Raw genomic sequence first — 19,290 nt, 5'->3', positions numbered from 1 at the left:
CCCAATTGCAGATGGCGTACAGCAGGATCATAAACCACGCGGCAGCGCGAAGGCGACCGGCCAGATTGTAACCGGGACAAGTCCGTCCCGGCTCATCTGGCCTCTGACCGCGGTTCAGCCCCAAGTCCGTGAGCCCGCTGCTCGCGCGCCAAAAGCGCACGCTTACGCTGGACGCCCCAGCGATAGCCGGAGATCGAGCCGTCCGTCTTGATGACGCGGTGGCAGGGAACGACGATCGCGAGCGGATTGCTGGCGATCGCCACCGTCACCTCCCGCGCGTCGCGTGTGCCCAGCCTTGCCGCCAGCGCGCCATAGTTCGTCGTCTCGCCGGCAGGGATGTCGCGGAGCATCTGCCAGACCTGCACCTCGTAGGCCGTTCCGCGCAGATCGAGCGGCAGGTCGCTGCCGGTTGCCGGATCGTCGATCAGACCGGCAGCGGCATCGACCACGCCGGCAAACCCCGTCTGGTCGTGCTCCAGTTCGGCATCGGGAAAGCGGCTGCGCAATGCATCCTCCATCGCGGCGCGCTGCGAGCTGAATTCCACGGCGACAAGGCCCTTGTCGGACATGGCGACAACGAAGTCGCCCAGGGAGCTGATCCCCCATGCAAAGCGGATGATTTCACGCATCGTCTCTTACCTCGAACCTGTTTGTCCGATGACGATAGGCGAACCTTTCCTGGCACTCCCTCCGGTCCTTGCTTTCAAATCGAAAAATGCGGGGCTAACGCGTGCCGCGGTCGAAGGTCGCCTCACTGAGACCGCGCTGGCGCAGGACGCTGCGGGCAATCTTTTCGGTCGGCGTTCGCGGCAACGGCGCGTCGGTGATCTCGATGTAACGCGGCACCATGTGGCGCGGCGCCTTCTCGCGGAAATGCTCCAGCAAGTCGGCGGGCGCCAGCGTCGATCCGGCACGGCGCAACGCCACCACCATGATGTCCTCCTCGGTGAATTCCGAGGGAATGCCGAAGGCGGCACTTTCGACGATATCGGGATGCTGCTCGGCCAGCGTCTCCACCTCATAGGCGGAAATGTTTTCGCCGCGCCGCCGGATCGCCTCGTTCAGCCGGTGCTTGAAATAGAGCCAGCCGTCCTCGTCCATCACACCGGCGTCACCGGAATGATACCAGAGGTTTCGAAGCGTCTGCACGGTCTTGGCCTCCGCGCGGTAATAGCCGGAAAACATGCTCCAGCTTTTCTTCGGACGCGAGACGATCTCGCCGATCATGCCGGGCGGCAGCGGCCGGTCCTTGTCGTCGACGACGGCAACCTCCCAATCGGGATGCGGCTTGCCGCAGGAGCCGGGCCGGCTCTCATCGACGGTGTCGAGCGTCACGAAGCTGGTTTCCGTCTGGCCGTAGCCGGTGACGAGCCGCATGCCGAAACGGCGCTCGAACGCCTGCTGGTCCGGCACCATGGGAATGCACTGGCAGACCCGCACGGGATTATCGACGTCACTATCCGACGGCGGCGCCCGCATCAGGATGACGGCCATGGCGCCGAGCAGGTTGGTCGCCGTCGCGCCGCTGTCGCGGACCTGGTTCCAGAAGCGCGAGGCGCTGAAACTGTCGGCGAGCGTCGCCTTCGTGCCGTAGATCAGCGGCAGGTAGACGCCGAACATCTGCGCATCCGTGTGGAAGAGCGGCAAGGCGGAGAAATAGCTGTCCTTGGTGGTGTATCCAAGGTTCGCCGCCATGGCCGCCGCCCAGGAGTAACAATGATGATGCGACATCAGCGCACCCTTGGCAGGGCCGGTCGTGCCCGATGTGTAGAGGATCGCCATGGGATCGGAATAGTGGACGGGTGCGAAGTCGAGGGTCGCGGGCGATGCCAGGCAGTCCTCGAAGCGTACAATGCGGTCGATCTTCACCCCCGCCGCGCGCGCCATCGCGGGATCGGCGCCGACCAATATGAGCGTGCGCACGTCCGGCAGCCTGTCCTGGACGATCGCCAGTTCGGGCAGCACATCGGCATCGACGACGAGCACTTCGGCACCGCAATTGTTGAGGTTATGGCAGAGGAAATCGCCCTTCAGGCCCGGATTGTTCGGCACCTCGATTGCGCCGAGATGCGAGGCGGCAAACCAGGTCACGACGAGTTCGATACAACTGGGGAGCAGCATCGCCACCCGGTCGCCACGCCCGACGCTGAGCTTGCGCAACCCGTTTGCCAGCCGGGTGGAAAGATCCAGCATCTCCTCGAAACTCGCGGAACGGCCGCCGAGGTCGAGGAAAGGCTGGGAGCCGAAGCGCTCGGCCTGTTTCAGCAGGATCTTCGGCAGGACGCGATCTTCGATCTCGGCGTCATCAAGGCCCGGAACGGGCGAAAGGGAATGGGGCGTCATGGACACGGATCAGAACTCTTTTGCCTTTGCCTGCGCCTCGGGAGAGAGGAAGCCACGAACCGTGGCTGCCGTCTCCTGCGCCATTGCATCTTCGAGGGATGAATGAAAACCGTCATTGATGGCGCGCTTGACGTCAGCAACGGCCACCACCGGGCGCGTGGCGATCGTCAACGCCAGCTGCCGGGCCTCGTCAAGCAGCCGGTCGTCGGCGATGATCTTCCAGGCGATGCCTACCTCCAGCGCCTTCTGCGCATCATGGCGCTCGCCGAGAATGAGGAGTTCCTTGGTGACCTGCGGGCCGACCTGCTTCGTCAGGAGCGCGGTCACGCCGCCCGTCACGAAAAGGCCGTAGGTCACCTCAGGGAAGAACCAGCGGGTGGTTTCGGCAAACAGCCGGAAGTCGCAGTTGATGACCCATTCCAGCGCGCCGCCGACGCACCAGCCGTGCACCGCGGCGATGACGATTTTACGCGACTGCATGATCTGGAGCGTGACAGCCTGGATGGCCTCCACCCAGTCCTGTGTGTCGGCCTCAGAGGCAGTCTGCGCGTCGAGATCCTTGAGGTCGTCGCCGGAACAGAAGGCCCGGCCCTCGCCATGGAGGATAATGGCGCGCACGCCCTCGTCGGCTTCCGCGGCCGCAAGCGCCTCGGAAAGCCCATCCACAAGCTGCCGGTTCATGGCGTTCAGCCGCTCCGGCCGGTTCAGCTTGACCCAGGCGATCGGGCCTTCGACCGTGGAAATGACAGCGTGGTTCATCATCCGCCTCCTCACACGATCATCGGTTCGTCATAGGAGCCCCAGACCTCGCGCAGCGCGCTGCAGATTTCGCCGAGGGTCGCCTTGGCCTTCACCAGTTCGATCGTGGTGGGCAGCAGGTTGATGTCGTCCGAGCGGGCCTGCTCGACGAGTTCCGCCATCAGCGATTTGATGCGCGCATCGTCGCGGTTCGCCCGGATGATCTTCAGGCGGTCGATCTGCAACTGGGTGCAATGGTCGTCATAGGGATGGATGTGCACATCCGCCGTGCTGCTCGCCTCGTCTGCGAACTTGTTGACGCCGACGGAAATCTTCTCGCCGGAATCGATCTTCTTGAAGGTCGCGTAGGCAGAATCGGCGAGCTTCTGCTGGAACCACCCCTCCTCCACCAGTTGGATCGCGCCGCCGCGTTCCTGCACCTCATCGAGCATCTTCCACATCTCGGTCTCCATGTCCTTCGTCAGGCGCTCGATGAAATAGGAGCCGCCGAGGGGGTCGATGACCGAGGTCACGTTGATTTCTTCTCGGATAATCTGCTGGGTGCGGATGGCGAGCTTCATCGCCTCTTCGGTGGGGATGGCGAAGGCTTCGTCGAGGCCGTTGGTGTGCATGCTCTGGCAGCCGCCGAGCACGGCGCCCAGCGCCTGGATGGCCGTGCGCATCAGGTTGTTGTGGTGCTCGACCTTGGTGAGGCTCATGGCCGCCGTCTGCACATGCACGCGCAGGCGCATCGATTCCGGCTTCTTCGCGTTGAAGCGCTCGGCCATGATCTTGGCGTAGACGCGACGGGCTGCGCGGAACTTGCAGATCTGCTCGAAGAAATCCTGGTGGCTGATGAAGAAGAACGACAGGCGCGGCGCGAAATCGTCGATATCCATGCCGGCCTTCGTCACCTCCTCGCAATAGGAGATGGTGAAGGCCATGGTGAAGGCGATTTCCTGCAGCGCATTGCCGCCGACATCGGAGAGATGATAGCCGCTGAGGCTGACGGGATTGATCTTCGGCGTCGCCTTGGCGCTGTACATGATCAGGTCGCGCAGCAGGCGCACGGCCGGGCGGACCGGATAAATCCATTCCTTCTGCGCGACATATTCCTTCAAGGGATCGGCCTGCAAGGTGCCGGTGAGCTTGTGGAGATCCAGGCCGCGCTGCTCCGCCACCGCGACGAACATGGCATAGACGACCCAGGCCGAAGGGTTGATCGTCAGCGAGACCGAAATCTTTTCGAGGTCGATCCCATCAAACAGCCGGTCGACATCCTCCATCGTGTCGATGGCGACGCCGACGCGGCCGACCTCGCCGAAGGCCATCGGATCGTCGGAATCGAGCCCCAGCAGGGTTGGCAGGTCGAAATCCGTCGAAAGGCCAGTCTGGCCCGTCTGGATCATGTATTTGTAGCGCTGGTTGGTTGCTTCCGGATTGCCGAAACCGGCGACCTGGCGGATGGTCCATGGCCGGCCACGATACATGGTCGGATAGACGCCGCGGGTGAATGGATAGGCGCCGGGAAAGCCGAGTTCGTCGGCCGGAATGTCGGCAACGTCGGCGGCGGTATAGATCCGCTTGAGCGGAATGCCGCTTTCGGTCTCGTAGACGGCTTTTTCCTCCGGCCGGGTTTTCAGGAAGGCGGCAAGCGCGCCCTCCTCCCATTCCGCCTGGCTTTCGCGGATATTGTCGATTGCCTGCGTCGAAAACAGGTTGGTGTCGGTCATCGGGTTTCCTCCCAACCCAGCAGGGCGCGCGCGGCGACGGACGGGTCCATCCGCCGTTCCGTCACGGCCCGGATATGCGTGTCGAGCGTTGCGGATTCCTGCTGGAATTTCTGCTGAAATAGATGTCTTGCGGTGCCGAGGATGCGCGTCTTGCAGATGGCACGCTGGCGCGCGGCGAGTTCGCCGCTGTCATGCAGATGCGCCCAATGCGCGCCGATGGCGTCCTTCAGCTCGGCGATGCGTTCGCCCGAAACGGCGCTGACCGGCAGGACGGGCGACGTCCAGTGTGAGCCGGACCCGCCGCCGAGCGACAGCATGCCCTGGAGGGCGGAAACCGTCGCCGATGCCTCCGGCTTGTCGCATTTGCTGACGGCGTGGATGTCGGCGATTTCCAGGATGCCGGCCTTGATCGCCTGGATATCGTCGCCGAGGCCGGGCGCGGAGAGAACCACGACGGTGTGGGCGGCGGTCACCACCTCCACCTCGTCCTGGCCCACCCCGACCGTCTCGATGATGATGGGCGAATAACCGGCCGCGTCGAGCACATCGACCGCCTGAAGTGTCGCACGCGTCAGCCCGCCGAGATGGCCACGCGTCGCCATGCTGCGCACGAAGGCACCGCCGGCGGCCGCCGTCTCGCTCATGCGCACGCGGTCGCCGAGGATCGCGCCGCCGGAATAGGGGCTGCTCGGATCGACCGCGATGACGCCGACCTTGCGGCCTTCCGCGGCATAGGCCTTGATCAGGGCCGAGACCAGCGTCGACTTGCCGGCCCCTGGAACGCCGGTGATGCCGACGATATGGGCATTGCCGCCATGTTTGTAGAGTTCGGCAAGCGCCTCGGCGGCCTCGGGATAGCCTTCTTCGGCGCGCGAGATCATCCTTGCGATGGCGATCGACCGCCCCGCCAGCACGTCCTTCACCAGCGTGGCGGAGGGCGTGTAGGTGCCACGCTTTGCCGTTCGGGAATGCGTGACGATCGTCATATGCGACCACGGGCGGCGATGAGGCCTTCGATCGTCGTGACGATCAGGTCGGCGCGCGCCTCCTGCGGCACGATGGCGTCGACGCCGCTTTCCAGGAGCGCGGCGTAGTCCTGCTCGGGAATGACGCCGCCGGCGACGACGAGCACATGCTCGGCGCCCTCCTCGCGCAGGCAGCGACACAGCTCGCGAAACAACGGCACATGGGAGCCGGAGAGCAGGCTGACGCCGATGACGTCGACGTCTTCCTGGATCGCGGCGTGCACGACATCCTTCGGCGTCTTGTAGAGGCCGGTATAGATGACCTCCATGCCCGCATCGCGCAGGATGCGGGCCACCACCTTGGCGCCCCGGTCATGGCCGTCGAGCCCGAGCTTGGCGACAAGCACGCGGATGGTTTCGGGGGCTTCGGCCGTTGCGGCATCGCCAAGGTTTGTTTCGGTCATCGGTTGTTGTTCCTCACTCTGCCGCAATGCCGGCGGGGATTGCGCCGGCGGCCGATGCCGCCTCGATGGACTGGGCGATGATGCGCAGGCCGAGGTCGATCTCGTCTTCGGAAATCGTCAGCGGCGGCGCGATGCGGAACACGCCGCCCATACCCGGCAGCTTGACGATGTTCATGCTGAGCCCGCGGCGGAAGGCTTCCGCGGCGATGCGGCTGCCAAGCTCGTGATCGGAACCGCCGCTGCCATCCGGCTTGACGATCTCGACGCCGAGCATCAGGCCGCGGCCGCGCACGTCGCCGACGCATTCGAAGCGCGACTTCAGCTGCGACAGCCCCTCGAAAAGCCTGCCGCCGATATGGCGCGCGCGCTCGACGAGCCCTTCCTCCTCGACGACATCGAGCACGGCCAGCCCGATTGCCGCCGGCAGCGGATCGGAGACATGCGTGGTGTAGAAGAGGTAGCCCCGCTCATGCGCCGTATCCTCGATCTCCGCAGTCGTCATGACCGCCGAAAGCGGCAGGCCGGCACCGATCGTCTTGGAGAGCGTCAGGATATCCGGCGTAACACCATCACGCTGGAAGGCGAACATGGTGCCCGTGCGGCCGACGCCGGTCTGCGCCTCGTCGAGGATGAGCAACATGCCGCGCTCGCGGCATTTTTCCTTCAGCGCGGCGAGATAACCGAGCGGCAATTCAAGCAAGCCGCCGCTCGACAGGATCGGTTCGGCGATGAAGGCCGCGAGGCTGCCGACCGACTGGCTGTCGATCAGCCCGAACGCGTCGTCGAGCTCCGTCTTCCAGTCGAGGCTGCCATCCGCATGGCGAAAGCGCGGGCGAAAGGTGTTCGGCGCGGGAATGGTCAGCGAGCCAACCATGGCGGGGCCGTAACCCTTGCGGCCGGCGCTGTAGGTCGCCGAGCTCGCCGCGCCCGTCATGCCGTGCCAGCTCTTGGAGAAGGCGACGATCTCGTGCCGGCCGGTGACGAGCTTGGCCATGCGGATGGCGGCTTCGTTCGATTCCGCACCCGTCGACAACAGCATGACGCGGTCGAGGCCCGGTGCCAGTGCCGCCAGGCGCTCGGCGAGTTCCACCACGGGACGCGACAGCATGCCGGAGAAGAGATGCGCGACCTTTGCCATCTGGCGCTGCACGGCGGTGACGATCTTCGGATGGGAATGGCCGAGCAGCGCGCTCATCTGGCCGGAGGTGAAGTCGAGGATCGGCCGGTTGTCCGCGTCATAGACGAAGGAGCCCTCGGCGCGTTCGATGATGGCGGGGTCGAAACTGCCGCCGTAGCGGATGAGATGCTTTCGAGCGGCTGCCCAGAAGGCGGGATCCTGATTGTTTGACATGTGAGCCTCCAATGTCTGTGAAAAAACGGTAACCGCTGGCGTCATCTCTGTAAAATTGATAGTTCTTGGATTCGGATATAAGGAAAACTGATATGTATGGTCCGCTCGATCTTCGCCTGCTCATTACCTTCGTTCACGCTGCCCATTCCGGCTCGCTCAGCGCCACGGCGGTGCAGGTCGGGCGCACGCAATCGGCCGTGACGATGCAGATGCAGAGGCTGGAAGAGACGCTCGGCCAGAACCTGCTGCACCGCAGCGGCAGCGGCGTGCGGCTGACGGGCAGCGGCGAACGGTTCCTTGCCTATGCCGAGCGCATCCTGAAAATGCACGACGAAGCGGTCTCCGCCTTTTCCGACAAGGGCCTGCACGGCTCCATCGTCTTCGGCAGCCCGGAAGATTATCTGCTGTCCTTCTTCCCGATGCTCCTCAAGAGTTTCGGCACGCGCTATCCGGACGTCGAGATCAAGGTCGTCTCGGCACCGACCGCCGAACTGCGCGGGCTGCTGCAATCGCGCAAGGTCGATCTGGCGCTGGTATCGACACCCAACCTGAACGACGTCGACAATGTCGTGCGCACCGAACCCCTCGTCTGGGTCGGCAGCAAGCCGACGCTCGAACTGCACGATTTCGGCGATACAGTGCCGCTGGCACTGCCGGCCTCCAATGCCATGGATCACCGCGCGGCCTGCGAGGCGATGGCGCGGGCGGGCCTGCGCTACAAGATATCCTATGCCAGTAACAGCCTTGCCGGGCTGATCGGCCTTGCCCGCTCCGGCCTCGCCATCTGCGTCATGACGCAGGAGGCGGTGCCGCCGGACCTGCACATCCTCAATGCGCCGCTGCCGCATCTGCCGCATCTCGGCATGCTGATCGTCTTCGCGGAAGGCGACCGCTCGCCCGCCGTCACCACCTTTGCCGATCACATCCGCGCGACGCTGCCCACACTATAGCGAATTGCGGCGGGGCCTCCCCCGCCGCAGCCGTCGGAGCAGAACCTATTTCTCGAAATAGGTCGGCTTGCCGTCCTCGCCCTTTTTCCATTCGTAGATGACGTAGTCCGGGCGCGTGATGTCGCCCTTGGCGTCATAGCCGATCTCGCCCAGCGCCGTGGCCCAGGGTCCGCCCGCCTTGATGGTTTCGGCCACCTTCTGCGCGTCCTCGGCCGAGCCGGTCTTCTCGATGGCCGCGGCGACGATCTGCACGGCGATGTAGGAATAGAGCGTATAGGCCTCCGGCTCGAAGCCCGCGGCACGGAAGTTCTCGACCACCTCTTTTGCAGTCGGGTTGCGGCGCGGATCGGGAGCGAAGGTGTTCAGCGTGCCGATGACCGCATCGCCGGCGATCTGCGCCAGTTCGCTGGACACCATGCCGTCACCGGAAAACAGCGTGGCCTTCAGCCCCTGGTCGGCGGACTGGCGCATGATCAGGCCGGCCTCGGTGTGCAGGCCGCCGAAATAGATCAGCGTCACGCCGGCATCCTTCATTTTGGCGATGAGCGCCGAAAAATCCTTCTCGCCGCTGGTAATGCCTTCATAGAGCACGTCGCCGATGCCGTGTTCCTTCAGCGTCTGCCGCGCCACGTCGACGAGACCCTGACCATAGGGCGTCTTGTCGTGCACGATGGCGATCTTGGCGTCCTTGAAGTTCGCGGCGATATATTCGCCCGCGACCTTGCCCTGCTGGTCGTCGCGCCCACAGGTGCGGAACGTGTTCCAGAGGCCGCGCTCGGTGAATTGCGGGTTGGTCGAAGCAGGCGTGATCTGCAGCACGCCGTTTTCTGCATAGACTTCCGAAGCCGGGATCGAGACGCCCGAGTTGAAATGGCCAACCACATAATGGATGCCGTCGGCGACGAACTTGTTGGCGACCGAAATGCCCTGCTTGGGGTCGGACACGTCATCGCCGATGACGACCTTCAACTGTTCGCCAAGCACGCCGCCGGCGGCATTGATGTTGGCGACGGCCTGTTCCGCGCCCTTGACGAACTGCGCGCCGAAGGCCGCATTCGGGCCGGTGATGGGACCGGCGACGCCGATCAGGATATCGGCCCGGGCATGGGCGCTGAACATCGCAAGCGACGTTAGGACCACGGAGGACAAGAGTAGTTTCTTCATTTGATGCGCTCCCAGTATGGCTGCGGGCGTTGATGAAGCTTTCTGCGGCGCCCACGGATTGACGCAGAAAGCCATCCGGCGCGCGCGAAGCGCGCCGGGTTTCCGTCCCGATGATGTTGGACGGTGTGTGGTCGCCGGGTGTGTTCCCTTGTTCTTATGCCGCCGACCGCTCTGTGGATTTCGTCAGGTCAGTCGGGGATCTCCACCGCTATCGCCGTCGCCTCGCCGCCGCCGATGCAGACGGATGCGATGCCGCGTTTCAGTCCGCGCAGGCGTAGCGCATTGACCAGCGTCACGATCACCCGGGCGCCGGAGGCGCCGATCGGATGGCCGAGCGCGCAGGCGCCGCCGTTCACGTTCACCCGGTCCGGGGCGAGCCCCAGTTCGCGGATCGCCGCCATCGGCACGACAGCGAAGGCCTCGTTGATCTCGAACAGGTCGATATCGCCGATCTCCCAGCCGACCCGCCGGCAGAGCGCCCGGATCGCGCCGATCGGCGCGGTCGGAAAGAGGTTGGGCGCATCCGCATAGGTGGCGTGGCCGCGGATCATAGCGAGCGGCGCGGTGCCCTGCCCCTCTGCTGCCGACCGGCGCATCAGCACGAGCGCCGCCGCGCCATCCGAAATCGACGAGGCATTGGCGGCCGTCACCGTGCCGCCGTCGCGGAAGGCCGGCTTCAGCAGCGGTATCTTGTCGATCCGCGCCTTCTGCGGCTGCTCGTCCTGGCTGACGGTCCGCACCTTGGTGCCCGAGCCGATGGTCAACGGCGCGATCTCGTCGGCAAAGCCACCCTCGGCGCCCGCCTTCTGGGCCTTCTCCAGCGAGGCAATGGCGTAATCGTCCTGCGCGCTGCGGCTGAACTGGTAGGCCTCGGCACAATCCTCCGCAAAGGTGCCCATCAGCCGCCCCTTGTCATAAGCGTCCTCCAGCCCATCGAGGAACATGTGGTCGAGTGTCCGCTGGTGCCCCATGCGATAGCCCTGCCGCGCCCGGTCGAGCAGATAGGGGGCGTTGCTCATGCTTTCCATGCCGCCCGCGACCACGATCGCGGCGGAACCCGCCTGGATCAGATCATGCGCCAGCATGGCGGCCTTCATGCCCGAGCCGCACATCTTGTTGACGGTCGTGGCTCCCACGCCAAACGGAATGCCGGCGCCGATGGCCGCCTGGCGGGCCGGCGCCTGGCCGAGCCCCGCCGTGAGAACGCAACCGAACACGACTTCATCGACATCGGCCGAGGCGATGCCGCCGCGTTCCAGGGCGGCGCCGATGGCGGCGGCACCCAGCTCGGGTGCGGAAAGATCCTTCAAATCGCCCTGGAAACCGCCGAGCGGCGTTCGGGCCTGGCCGACGACGACCACCGGGTCCTGATTGTTCATGCGATCCTCCTTCCCATGGCCGGCCTCACCGCGGCGCCATGCGCAATGCTCCATCGAGGCGGATGACCTCGCCGTTTAGCATCGTATTCTCACAGATATGTTTTACCAGCGCGGCATATTCCGCCGGCCGGCCGAGGCGCGGGGGAAAGGGCACGCTTGCGGCCAGCGTGTCCTGCACATCCTGCGACATGCCGGCCATCATCGGCGTCTCGAAAATGCCGGGAGCGATGGTCACCACGCGAATGCCGAACCGCGCCAGCTCGCGCGCCACCGGCAGCGTCATCGCGGCCACCCCACCCTTCGAGGCCGCATAGGCGGCCTGGCCGATCTGGCCATCAAAGGCGGCAATCGACGCCGTGTTGACGATCACCCCGCGCTCGCCAAAACCGTCCGGCTCCTCCTCGGCCATGACGGCCGCCGCAAGCCGCACCATGTTGAACGTACCGACCAGGTTGATGGTGACGGCGCGGGCGAAACTGTCCAGCCCGTGCGGACCGTTTTTGCCGAGGATCTTTTCGCCGGGCGCGATGCCGGCGCAATTGACCAGGCCGTGCACATGGCCGAACGCCTCCTTGGCATAGGCAAGAGCGGCGCTGGCATCAGCCTCGCTGGTCACGTCCGCCTGGCGGAACCGCACGGTTTCGCTGAGTTCGGCGGCCAGCTTTTCGCCGGCCGCAACATTCACATCGAGCCCCAGCACGCTTGCGCCTTCCGCAGCCAGCATGCGCGTCACGGCGGCACCCAGCCCGGAACTGGCGCCCGTGACGACGAAGACGCGGCTCTTCAGTTCCATGCTTTCCTGCTCCCACCCGTTTCAGGCAGGATGATGCGGCGGCAAAATATGGTATGCAATGACCGAAGATCGCAGTTTTGGTGATCGCTTTTGCCATAGTCGAGGACGGGACCGTTACCATGGAACGCCGCATGATCGCCCCGTGTTTCCTGGACGACACGCTGGAATGCCTGCAACGTCACGGCGTGGCGGCCGCGCCGCTGCTGGCCCAGGTCGGCCTGCCGCCCGTCATCACCGGCCCCATTCCGGCCGAACAATACGGGGCGCTCTGGCATGCCGTGGCGCGGACCATGGACGACGAGTTCTTCGGCGAAGGCGCGCGCCCGATGCGCGCCGGTAGCTTTGCTCTGCTGTGCCACGCCATCCTGTCGACCGTGACACTCGAACATGCCCTGCGGCGCGCGCTCCGCTTCCTGCGGGTGGTGCTGGATGATCCGCATGGCGAACTGGTCGTCGAAAAGGGGCTGGCGCAGATCGTGCTGAGAGATAGCGGTGCCATGCGCTCGGCCTTTGCCTACCGCACGTTCTGGATCATCGTGCATGGCGTCAATTGCTGGCTGGTGGGGCGGCGGGTGCCGATCCGCTGGGTCGATTTCCGCTGCAGCGCACCGCCCACAGGCACCGATTATCGCCTGTTCTTCGGCGCGCCCGTACGCTTCGACCAGCCCGAGACACGGCTCGTCTTCGATGCCGAATTCCTGAAGCTGCCACCGATCCGCGACGAGCGGGCGCTGAAGGATTTTCTCCGGCATGCGCCGGCAAACATCCTCGTGCGCTATCGACATGACCTCGGCCTTTCCGCCGCCATTCGCGAGCGGCTGCACGCCACGCCGCCCGCCGCCTGGCCGAGTTTCGAAGTGCTGGCCGGCCGCATGCGCGTTGCCGCGCCGAGCCTCCGGCGACGCCTGCGGCTGGAGGGGGAGACCTATCGCTCGATCAAGGACGACCTGCGCCGCGCGCTCGCCATGGAGGCACTGGCCGACGGCGGCACGAACGTCGCCGAGCTTGCCGCCGACCTCGGGTTTTCCGAGCCGAGCGCCTTTTATCGCGCCTTCCGCAAATGGACTGGCAAATCACCGGCCCTCTTCCGGCGCGGCTTGCAGAGAAGTTCGGCCGGGTAAACCATTTGTCGGGCTGACTTGGCGGGTCATTTACGTTGATATCAACATCACCTTACGGCAGGCTATTTTCCATGTGACCAAAACATCGACAACGAGGAGCCGACCATGAAAATCGTAACCAGCCTGAGCTTCCAGGGACAGTGCCGCGAAGCCTTCGAATTCTACGCAAAAGTGCTCGGCGGCAAGATCACCGCGGCCATGGAATATGGCGACGCGCCGCCGGACATGCCGATCAGCGATCCTAAATACAAGACCTGGCTGATGCATTGCTGGCTGGACGTCGGCGACCAGGCGCTGATGGGCGCCGACATGGATGTCGCCTGGGCGCCCAATGTCGACAAGCCCAAGAACGGCTTCGACGTCACGCTGCACACCACGGACAAGGCCGAGGCCAAGCGCTGGTTTGATGAACTCTCCGAAGGGGGCAAGGCGATCATGCCGTTTTCCGAGACCTTCTGGTCGCCCGGCTTCGGCTCGCTCGTCGACAAATTCGGCGTACCATGGATGATCAACAGCATCCCTTCGGGTGACTGGCAGCCGGGCCAGGCCTGACCCTTCAAACCTTCGCAACTGCCGCCGGCCTTAAGCCGGCGGCAGTTTTCACGCAGCCGCGCAGATCGCCTGAAACAGCGACAGGCACAGCCGATCGCATTCTTCATCCACCGGCAAGGGTTGCGAGGACAGCTTGGCGATGACCACGCCGGCCGACGGGTCGACATAGAGCCATTGGCCATGCACCCCGATCGCGGCAAAGGCCCCGCTCGGATATCCCGTCTGATACCATTGATTGCGATAGCGCCCGTCGGGAAGCCAGAAATTGCCGCCCGCCAGCCAGGCCTCGGAACTGCCGCCGGTCCTTGTCGTGTCCTCGACCCAGGCTTCCGGCAGCACCTGTTGTCCGGTCGGCGATCGCCCGCCATTGCGCATCATCTCGCCGACGCGCGCGAGATCGCCTGCCGTCATCGATATGCCGCCGGCCGCGCGTGGCGCCCCGGCCCGATCGACCGTGATCTGTGCGTCCTGCGCCGCGCCCATCGGCTTCCACAGCCGCGCCGAGGCGAAATCCGCATAACGCTGCCCGCAGGCTCGCTCGACCACCAGGCCGAGCATGTCCGAGTTCGGCGACTTGTAGGAGACCGCGCCGCCATGGTCGCCGGGGCCTTTTTTCAGCGAGGCGAGGACATCCAAGAGATCGAGCGACGGCTGGCCCGCCTCGGTCGGATGCCAGAGAACGGCCCGGCGATAGCGGCCGTATTTGCCTGACGTGTCGAGATAGTCCTCCTCGAAATCCAGGGTGATGCGCATGTCCAGCAGATGGCGCACGGTGGCATCCGCATAGACCGAGCCCGCAATCTCCGGGACATAGAGAAAAACGGGCGCTTCCGGATCAAGCAGTCCATCGCCCTCGGCAAGACCGGCCAGAAGACCCGTGATCGACTTGCTGATCGAAAACACGATATGCTGGTCTTGCGGCCCGAAATCGGCTGCGTAATAGTCGGCGATCACACGGCCATGTTTCATGACGACGAGGGCATCCGTGGAACTGCGCAGCAGCGCCGCGGCATGTGTCGCCAGAATGCGGAGCGGATCACCAACCGCCTCGTCCGCCGCACGAGCCGACGCCCGGATGCGCATCGAGGGGACCAGTTCGCCGACGTTGCGAAAGGCCCAGACGTTGCAAGGGGCCTGCCGCCAGTTGTCCAGTCGCACGGCATCGCGTTCGAAGCCGTATCGGGCGGCAAATGAAGATGGGGGCATTGTGTCTGACGTCCTTGATCACGCATATCTCATTCTCGACCGGCCTTTCGAAGGCCTGCCGGATGCACGGAGACAACCATGCTGCGATCCCTTGAGCAACTGCGAAAACCGAGCGACGCGGCATCGCTGATCGCTGCGGACGACGAGCATATGGCGCTCATCGGCGGCGGAAAGGACTATGCCGTGCCTTGGCACTGGCACGACGGATACATGGTCATGATCCCGAGCAGCGGCGTGATCGAACTCTCGCACGAGGGCCAGCCGCGCGGCCTCTGGCTGTCGCAGGATCGCTTCATCTTGGTTCCGCCGGAGCGCGCTCACACGACCCGCGCCGGCCTGGGCGCCAGCGCGCATCTCGCGCTCTATGCAGCGCCGGACGCGTTGCTGCGGCTGGTCGACACGATCGGTTCGCGCGCGGCTTTTCGCCGGCGTACCGGCGCGCCTGTGCAGATCGCCCGGACGCCGGCCATTCGCGCCATCCAGGCCCTGCTCACGCGCAAAGATCTTGGAGAATCAAACAGTTCCGTTCGAAGAAAGCTCTCCTCCGCCTTGCTGACGCAATGCCTCATGGACATCTTTTCCGGCAAGCCGCTCTCCACCGCGACCCCGCAGAACCATGGCACCGCGCTGGTGGAAGACATCAGATCTTTCGTCCGCCTTCACGCGGAGCGCGACCTTCCGCTCGACCAGCTTGCCCAGCATTTCGGCCTGTCCCGGCGGCACCTGACGCGGCTGTTTCGGGACGCGACCGGCCGGTCGATCGGGCAGTTCCAGCAGGAGGTGCGCATTGAAAATGCCGTCCGTCTTCTTGAGGAGACAGACCTGCCCATCGGCGAAATCGCCTACAGGATCGGCTTCGAAAGCAGCGCGGCACTGGCGCGCGCCATGCGGCACCTGCTTGACCGATCCCCGTCGGATGTGCGGTCGGGCATGGCCCGTTCGGTCAAGGCGTAAGGCCCGCCGGGCATGCCGCGGTTGCGGCATTCCCCCTATCCTGGCCCCATCACGTCCAGCCGGAGGAACAAAACATGTTTGAGAATCGCGATCTCCATTTCGTCAGCGTCTTCTACGGCGGCCCGAACGGCGGCAATCCGGCGCCGATCGTGCTCGATGCGGATGGCATGTCCGATGCCGACATGCAGCAGGTCGCGCGCGCCTTCGGCCACGAAAGCGGTTTCGTCATCAGCCCGCCGGCCGGCGCGGACTATGACCTTGCGCTTCGCTTCTGGGTGCCGAACCATGAAATGTCCATGTGCGGCCACGCCACCGTCGGCGCCATCTGGCTGCTCCAGCATCTCGGACGCCTAGAGAAGGACCACCTCGACATCCTGACGAAAAGCGGCCGGGTCCAGGCGCGGATTCTGGATGCCGGGTCCGTCGAGATCTCGCAGCCGGCAGGCACGATCGAGCCTGTGCCGAGCGACGACATAGCCGAAATCCTGAGCGTGCTCGGCATCGCGGAAAGGCACCTCGCGCCCTTCCCCATCCAGAACGCCTGCACGAGCCGGGTGAAAACGCTGGTGCCTCTGGCAAGCCCCGACATTCTGGACAACCTCCAGCCCGACTACACGCGGGTCGAGGCGATCTGCACAAGGATCGGCTCCACGGGCCTCTATCCCTACGCCGCGGTCGACCGCGCCGAACAGGTCTTTGATGCCCGCCAGTTCCCGCAGTCGTCAGGCTATCCCGAAGACGCGGCGACGGGGATCGCGGCGGCGGCGCTGTCTTTCGGCTTGCTAGCAAACGGGCTGGTGGAGGCCTACCCCCGCACCATCACCATCCGCCAGGGCCGGGCGATGTTTCGCCCTTCCGAAATCTCGGTCCGTTTCAACGTCGACAACGGCCGGGCCACCGGCTGCTGGCTGGGCGGCCGGGTGCGCATGGACGGTGGCGAAGCCACTGCCGCATGAAGCGTCGTCAGGGCGAGAGATACGGCATCACTTCGACGGCGCCGCGATAGATCATGTCGAGCGAGACATAGAGGATGATCGCAAGGCCGACATAGGCGATCCAGCGGTGCTTGTTGAGCAGGCGGGCGATGAAGTTCGCCGCAATGCCCATCAGCGCGATGGAGAGCGCAAGGCCGACGATCAGCACGCTCGGGTGCTCACGCGCGGCACCGGCGACGGCGAGCACGTTGTCCAGCGACATGGAAACGTCGGCGACAACGATCTGTGTCGCGGCCTGGAAGAAGGTTTTTCGCGGGGCGCCTTCGACGTCCACGCCCTCCTCGCCATTATGGCCGGCATGCAGTTCGCGCCACATCTTCCAGCAGACCCAGAGCAGAAGCAGGCCGCCGGCGAGAAGAAGCCCGATGATCGCCAACAGGTGCACGGCCACCGTGGCGAAGGCGATGCGCAGCAGCGTTGCCGCGATGATGCCGACGAGGATCGCCTTCTTGCGCTGCGCGGGTTCCAGCCCCGCCGCCGCAAGGCCGATGACCACGGCGTTGTCGCCAGCGAGAACCAGATCGATTGCGATGACCTGCAAAAGCGCCGTCAGACCGGCTGATGTAAATATATCCATGCGTCCCCACCCTCAGATATGCATCGACTGCCGGGTAAGCGACTCGGGTTTCTCTTGTCCGAGCGACTCCTCAGCCTCTTGCGATCAGTACAGCGTCGGGTTCGCGTTTTGCAAGGTCCAGCAGCACGGCGGGCGCTCGGCCTCCACCTGGGCGCAGGAAGAAATCCGCGGGCGCATGCCGCGGATCCTCCGCCTTCATCGAGGCCTCCGGCTGCTCACACGGCGGTAAAACCGCCATCGACCGTCGTTTCCGACCCCGTCATGTAGGACGCGCCATCGGACAGCAGGAAGGCGACCGCCTCCGAGACTTCTCGCGGCTGGCCGATGCGCCCCATCACCGTGACGCCAACCAGCATCTCGTGTTTGCTCGGATCAGCCTCGTATTCCGCGGTCATCGGCGTCGAAATCGTGCCGGGATGCACGGAATTGACGCGGATTCCGAACTTTGCGTAATCGACGGCGACGCCCTTGGTGAGAAGGCGGATCGCGCCCTTGGTGGCGCAATAGGCGCTCATGCCTTCCATGTTCGCCACATGGCCGGAAATCGAGGACACGTTGACGATCGAGCCGCCGGCCTTCATGGCGGGAAGGACGTGTTTGCAGCCGAGGAACGTACCCTTCACGTTGATATCGAACAGGGCGTTCCAGTCGGCCATGTCGATGTCGGTGATCGTCTTGCGGATCAGGATGCCCGCATTGTTCACGAGCCCGTCGATCCTGCCGTGGTCCGTCATCGCCCATGCGACGCAGGCTTTCCACTGCTCTTCGTCGGTGACGTCGAGCGTGCGGAAACGGGTCTTGCCGCCTGCCGCGACGATATCTTGAGCGACGGTTTCGCCGCGCCTGTCCATGTCGGTGATCAGCACCGTCGCGCCGCGCTCGGCAAAGAGCCGTGCATGGGCCTCGCCCATGCCCTTGGCGCCGCCGGTGATGAGAATGATCTTGTCTTTCAACATTGTATAAGCTCCGCAAGCCTGGCCGGGATCGACCGGGAGTGTCCTCCCGGTCGCGCTATGGTCAGTTCTTCAGGAATTTGTCGGCATTGGCCGGGGTGATCTCGATCCACGGCACGTCATATTGCTTGGCCGTGCCGCCGGCCCATGTCATGTCGCCCTGCCAGATGTCGGCCTTCGGCTCGTAGCTCTCGCCGACGACCGCGCGCAAGGCGAGGTCGAGTGCGCCCTGCCCCTCGTGATGGGCCGACTTGAACAGCGTGAACAGCCCGTGCGACTTCACGGCGCGGATGCCGTCCTGGATGCCGTCGATCGCCACCACCTTCACCTTGGCCGTGTCGAGCCCCTTGCCCTCGATCGCCTGGATCGCGCCGAGCGCCATCTCGTCGTTCTCGGCGATCACGCCGTTGACGGCATCGCCGTAGAGCGAGAGCCAGTTCTCCATCACGGCCAGTCCCTCGGCGCGCGACCAGTTGGCGGTCTTCGAGGCGAGGAGTTTCAAGTCCGGGTTCCTTGCCAGGACACCGTCGATGCCCTCGCGGCGCAGCAGCTGCGGCGAGTTGCCGATCGGGCCTTCGAGGATGACCACGTTGCCCGCGCCCTTCAGTTCGCTTGCCATATGCTCCGCGATGATGCGTCCGCCATCGACGTCGTTGGTGCCGATATAGGCGAACATCTGGTCCGAATTGGCCTTCGTCACCGCGCCGATGACCGGGATGCCGGCCGCGGCGGCGCGCGCCACGGGTGCGGTCGCCGCCTCGGAATCGATCGGCGAGAAGATGATGGCATCGACCCGCTGGGTGATCAGCGTGTCCATCTGGTTGCTCTGGACGGAAGCGTCGAAACGACCGTCGAGAACGGTGATCTTGACCGTGCCGTCCTTGACGAGCGGATGCTGCTCGATCTCGTTGACGAAGGTCGACATATATTCCGGCAGGCCGAAGGGCATCAGCGCGATGCGGTATTCGGACCATGCGGACTGCGTCGACATCAGCGTCAACGCGGCTGCCATGAGGGCGAGTTTCTTCAGTTTCACAGACATATCCTCCCGA

The 19,290-nt window shown here is 64.7% G+C and carries 19 protein-coding genes; 5 read left to right on the top strand and 14 right to left on the bottom strand.

Translation table 11 applies throughout. From position 1 onward, the window contains the following. Nucleotides 1-92: 92 nt before the first annotated feature. The 7 genes from J2Y63_RS02930 to J2Y63_RS02900 all read right to left on the bottom strand — a co-directional run bounded on the left by J2Y63_RS02930 (nucleotide 93) and on the right by J2Y63_RS02900 (nucleotide 7,594). Nucleotides 93-629, bottom strand: a complete 537-nt coding sequence (locus J2Y63_RS02930; RefSeq protein ID WP_435264844.1) for a methylated-DNA--[protein]-cysteine S-methyltransferase — start codon at nucleotides 627-629, stop codon at nucleotides 93-95. A 94-nt stretch (nucleotides 630-723) separates the two neighbouring features. Then, nucleotides 724-2,343 carry an AMP-binding protein gene (locus J2Y63_RS02925; protein ID WP_435264843.1) on the bottom strand — a complete coding sequence of 540 codons (1,620 nt, stop codon included), beginning with the start codon at nucleotides 2,341-2,343 and terminating at the stop codon, nucleotides 724-726. Between the two features lie 9 nt (nucleotides 2,344-2,352). Further along, entirely contained in the window at nucleotides 2,353-3,102 is a 750-nt protein-coding gene (locus J2Y63_RS02920; protein ID WP_435264842.1) for an enoyl-CoA hydratase/isomerase family protein, read from the bottom strand. An 11-nt stretch (nucleotides 3,103-3,113) separates the two neighbouring features. Then, complete coding sequence (locus tag J2Y63_RS02915) at nucleotides 3,114-4,814, bottom strand: methylmalonyl-CoA mutase family protein (RefSeq protein WP_435264841.1); 1,701 nt, start codon at nucleotides 4,812-4,814, stop codon at nucleotides 3,114-3,116. Beyond that, nucleotides 4,811-5,800: a methylmalonyl Co-A mutase-associated GTPase MeaB gene (gene meaB / locus J2Y63_RS02910; RefSeq protein WP_435264840.1), complete on the bottom strand. Its 990-nt coding sequence runs from the start codon at nucleotides 5,798-5,800 to the stop codon at nucleotides 4,811-4,813. Before meaB ends, J2Y63_RS02915 begins: the two co-directional genes overlap by 4 nt. Further along, nucleotides 5,797-6,243 (bottom strand): cobalamin B12-binding domain-containing protein, encoded by a 447-nt coding sequence (locus J2Y63_RS02905; RefSeq protein WP_319313142.1) that lies wholly within the window; start codon nucleotides 6,241-6,243, stop codon nucleotides 5,797-5,799. Before J2Y63_RS02905 ends, meaB begins: the two co-directional genes overlap by 4 nt. A gap of 13 nt (nucleotides 6,244-6,256) precedes the next feature. Beyond that, complete coding sequence (locus J2Y63_RS02900; protein ID WP_435264839.1) at nucleotides 6,257-7,594, bottom strand: aspartate aminotransferase family protein; 1,338 nt, start codon at nucleotides 7,592-7,594, stop codon at nucleotides 6,257-6,259. A gap of 92 nt (nucleotides 7,595-7,686) precedes the next feature. Here J2Y63_RS02900 and J2Y63_RS02895 point away from each other — a divergent pair, with 92 nt between their 5' ends. Then, nucleotides 7,687-8,544 carry a LysR family transcriptional regulator gene (locus J2Y63_RS02895; RefSeq protein WP_435264838.1) on the top strand — a complete coding sequence of 286 codons (858 nt, stop codon included), beginning with the start codon at nucleotides 7,687-7,689 and terminating at the stop codon, nucleotides 8,542-8,544. Nucleotides 8,545-8,589: 45 nt separating this feature from the next. Here J2Y63_RS02895 and J2Y63_RS02890 read toward each other — a convergent pair whose 3' ends face one another. From J2Y63_RS02890 to J2Y63_RS02880, 3 genes are all read right to left on the bottom strand, one after another. Then, nucleotides 8,590-9,708, bottom strand: coding sequence for a branched-chain amino acid ABC transporter substrate-binding protein (locus J2Y63_RS02890; RefSeq protein WP_435264837.1), 1,119 nt, complete (start codon nucleotides 9,706-9,708; stop codon nucleotides 8,590-8,592). 188 nt (nucleotides 9,709-9,896) lie between these two features. Next, complete coding sequence (locus J2Y63_RS02885) at nucleotides 9,897-11,087, bottom strand: acetyl-CoA C-acyltransferase (RefSeq protein WP_435264836.1); 1,191 nt, start codon at nucleotides 11,085-11,087, stop codon at nucleotides 9,897-9,899. Nucleotides 11,088-11,112: 25 nt separating this feature from the next. Further along, a complete protein-coding gene (locus J2Y63_RS02880) occupies nucleotides 11,113-11,880 on the bottom strand; it encodes a 3-hydroxyacyl-CoA dehydrogenase (RefSeq protein ID WP_435264835.1) in 768 nt (255 codons plus the stop codon). 119 nt (nucleotides 11,881-11,999) lie between these two features. Here J2Y63_RS02880 and J2Y63_RS02875 point away from each other — a divergent pair, with 119 nt between their 5' ends. Together J2Y63_RS02875 and J2Y63_RS02870 are read left to right on the top strand one after the other, a co-directional pair. Next, entirely contained in the window at nucleotides 12,000-13,001 is a 1,002-nt protein-coding gene (locus J2Y63_RS02875) for an AraC family transcriptional regulator (protein WP_435264834.1), read from the top strand. Between the two features lie 105 nt (nucleotides 13,002-13,106). Next, entirely contained in the window at nucleotides 13,107-13,553 is a 447-nt protein-coding gene (locus J2Y63_RS02870; protein ID WP_256114659.1) for a VOC family protein, read from the top strand. A gap of 48 nt (nucleotides 13,554-13,601) precedes the next feature. On the opposite strand, the gene J2Y63_RS02865 is transcribed toward J2Y63_RS02870, so the two are convergent. Continuing rightward, nucleotides 13,602-14,759 (bottom strand): serine hydrolase domain-containing protein, encoded by a 1,158-nt coding sequence (locus J2Y63_RS02865; protein ID WP_435264833.1) that lies wholly within the window; start codon nucleotides 14,757-14,759, stop codon nucleotides 13,602-13,604. Between the two features lie 78 nt (nucleotides 14,760-14,837). On the opposite strand from J2Y63_RS02865, the gene J2Y63_RS02860 reads away from it, so the two are divergent. Together J2Y63_RS02860 and J2Y63_RS02855 are read left to right on the top strand one after the other, a co-directional pair. Beyond that, a complete protein-coding gene (locus J2Y63_RS02860) occupies nucleotides 14,838-15,713 on the top strand; it encodes a helix-turn-helix domain-containing protein (RefSeq protein WP_435264832.1) in 876 nt (291 codons plus the stop codon). A 74-nt stretch (nucleotides 15,714-15,787) separates the two neighbouring features. After that, nucleotides 15,788-16,669, top strand: a complete 882-nt coding sequence (locus tag J2Y63_RS02855) for a PhzF family phenazine biosynthesis protein (RefSeq protein WP_435264831.1) — start codon at nucleotides 15,788-15,790, stop codon at nucleotides 16,667-16,669. Nucleotides 16,670-16,676: 7 nt separating this feature from the next. On the opposite strand, the gene J2Y63_RS02850 is transcribed toward J2Y63_RS02855, so the two are convergent. From J2Y63_RS02850 to J2Y63_RS02840, 3 genes are all read right to left on the bottom strand, one after another. Continuing rightward, complete coding sequence (locus J2Y63_RS02850; protein ID WP_435264830.1) at nucleotides 16,677-17,285, bottom strand: TerC family protein; 609 nt, start codon at nucleotides 17,283-17,285, stop codon at nucleotides 16,677-16,679. 215 nt (nucleotides 17,286-17,500) lie between these two features. After that, on the bottom strand, nucleotides 17,501-18,241 hold the full coding sequence (locus J2Y63_RS02845) for an SDR family NAD(P)-dependent oxidoreductase (RefSeq protein ID WP_435264829.1): 741 nt from the start codon (nucleotides 18,239-18,241) through the stop codon (nucleotides 17,501-17,503). A 61-nt stretch (nucleotides 18,242-18,302) separates the two neighbouring features. Next, nucleotides 18,303-19,274 carry a substrate-binding domain-containing protein gene (locus J2Y63_RS02840; RefSeq protein WP_435264828.1) on the bottom strand — a complete coding sequence of 324 codons (972 nt, stop codon included), beginning with the start codon at nucleotides 19,272-19,274 and terminating at the stop codon, nucleotides 18,303-18,305. Nucleotides 19,275-19,290 lie beyond the last annotated feature (16 nt).

Source organism: Shinella sp. BE166 (assembly GCF_051201095.1).
Classification (GTDB): Bacteria; Pseudomonadota; Alphaproteobacteria; order Rhizobiales; family Rhizobiaceae; genus Shinella; species Shinella lacus.
This window is presented reverse-complemented; position numbering and strand designations above follow the sequence as displayed.

Coding starts and splice junctions, on each gene's coding strand:
- J2Y63_RS02850 (WP_435264830.1), bottom strand. CDS start 17,285: ATGGATATATTTACATCAGCCGGTCTGACGGCGCTTTTGCAGGTCATC.
- J2Y63_RS02915 (WP_435264841.1), bottom strand. CDS start 4,814: ATGACCGACACCAACCTGTTTTCGACGCAGGCAATCGACAATATCCGC.
- J2Y63_RS02880 (WP_435264835.1), bottom strand. CDS start 11,880: ATGGAACTGAAGAGCCGCGTCTTCGTCGTCACGGGCGCCAGTTCCGGG.
- J2Y63_RS02870 (WP_256114659.1), top strand. CDS start 13,107: ATGAAAATCGTAACCAGCCTGAGCTTCCAGGGACAGTGCCGCGAAGCC.
- J2Y63_RS02855 (WP_435264831.1), top strand. CDS start 15,788: ATGTTTGAGAATCGCGATCTCCATTTCGTCAGCGTCTTCTACGGCGGC.
- J2Y63_RS02845 (WP_435264829.1), bottom strand. CDS start 18,241: ATGTTGAAAGACAAGATCATTCTCATCACCGGCGGCGCCAAGGGCATG.
- J2Y63_RS02885 (WP_435264836.1), bottom strand. CDS start 11,087: ATGAACAATCAGGACCCGGTGGTCGTCGTCGGCCAGGCCCGAACGCCG.
- J2Y63_RS02920 (WP_435264842.1), bottom strand. CDS start 3,102: ATGAACCACGCTGTCATTTCCACGGTCGAAGGCCCGATCGCCTGGGTC.
- J2Y63_RS02905 (WP_319313142.1), bottom strand. CDS start 6,243: ATGACCGAAACAAACCTTGGCGATGCCGCAACGGCCGAAGCCCCCGAA.
- J2Y63_RS02925 (WP_435264843.1), bottom strand. CDS start 2,343: ATGACGCCCCATTCCCTTTCGCCCGTTCCGGGCCTTGATGACGCCGAG.
- J2Y63_RS02900 (WP_435264839.1), bottom strand. CDS start 7,594: ATGTCAAACAATCAGGATCCCGCCTTCTGGGCAGCCGCTCGAAAGCAT.
- J2Y63_RS02890 (WP_435264837.1), bottom strand. CDS start 9,708: ATGAAGAAACTACTCTTGTCCTCCGTGGTCCTAACGTCGCTTGCGATG.
- meaB (WP_435264840.1), bottom strand. CDS start 5,800: ATGACGATCGTCACGCATTCCCGAACGGCAAAGCGTGGCACCTACACG.
- J2Y63_RS02860 (WP_435264832.1), top strand. CDS start 14,838: ATGCTGCGATCCCTTGAGCAACTGCGAAAACCGAGCGACGCGGCATCG.
- J2Y63_RS02865 (WP_435264833.1), bottom strand. CDS start 14,759: ATGCCCCCATCTTCATTTGCCGCCCGATACGGCTTCGAACGCGATGCC.
- J2Y63_RS02930 (WP_435264844.1), bottom strand. CDS start 629: ATGCGTGAAATCATCCGCTTTGCATGGGGGATCAGCTCCCTGGGCGAC.
- J2Y63_RS02895 (WP_435264838.1), top strand. CDS start 7,687: ATGTATGGTCCGCTCGATCTTCGCCTGCTCATTACCTTCGTTCACGCT.
- J2Y63_RS02875 (WP_435264834.1), top strand. CDS start 12,000: ATGGAACGCCGCATGATCGCCCCGTGTTTCCTGGACGACACGCTGGAA.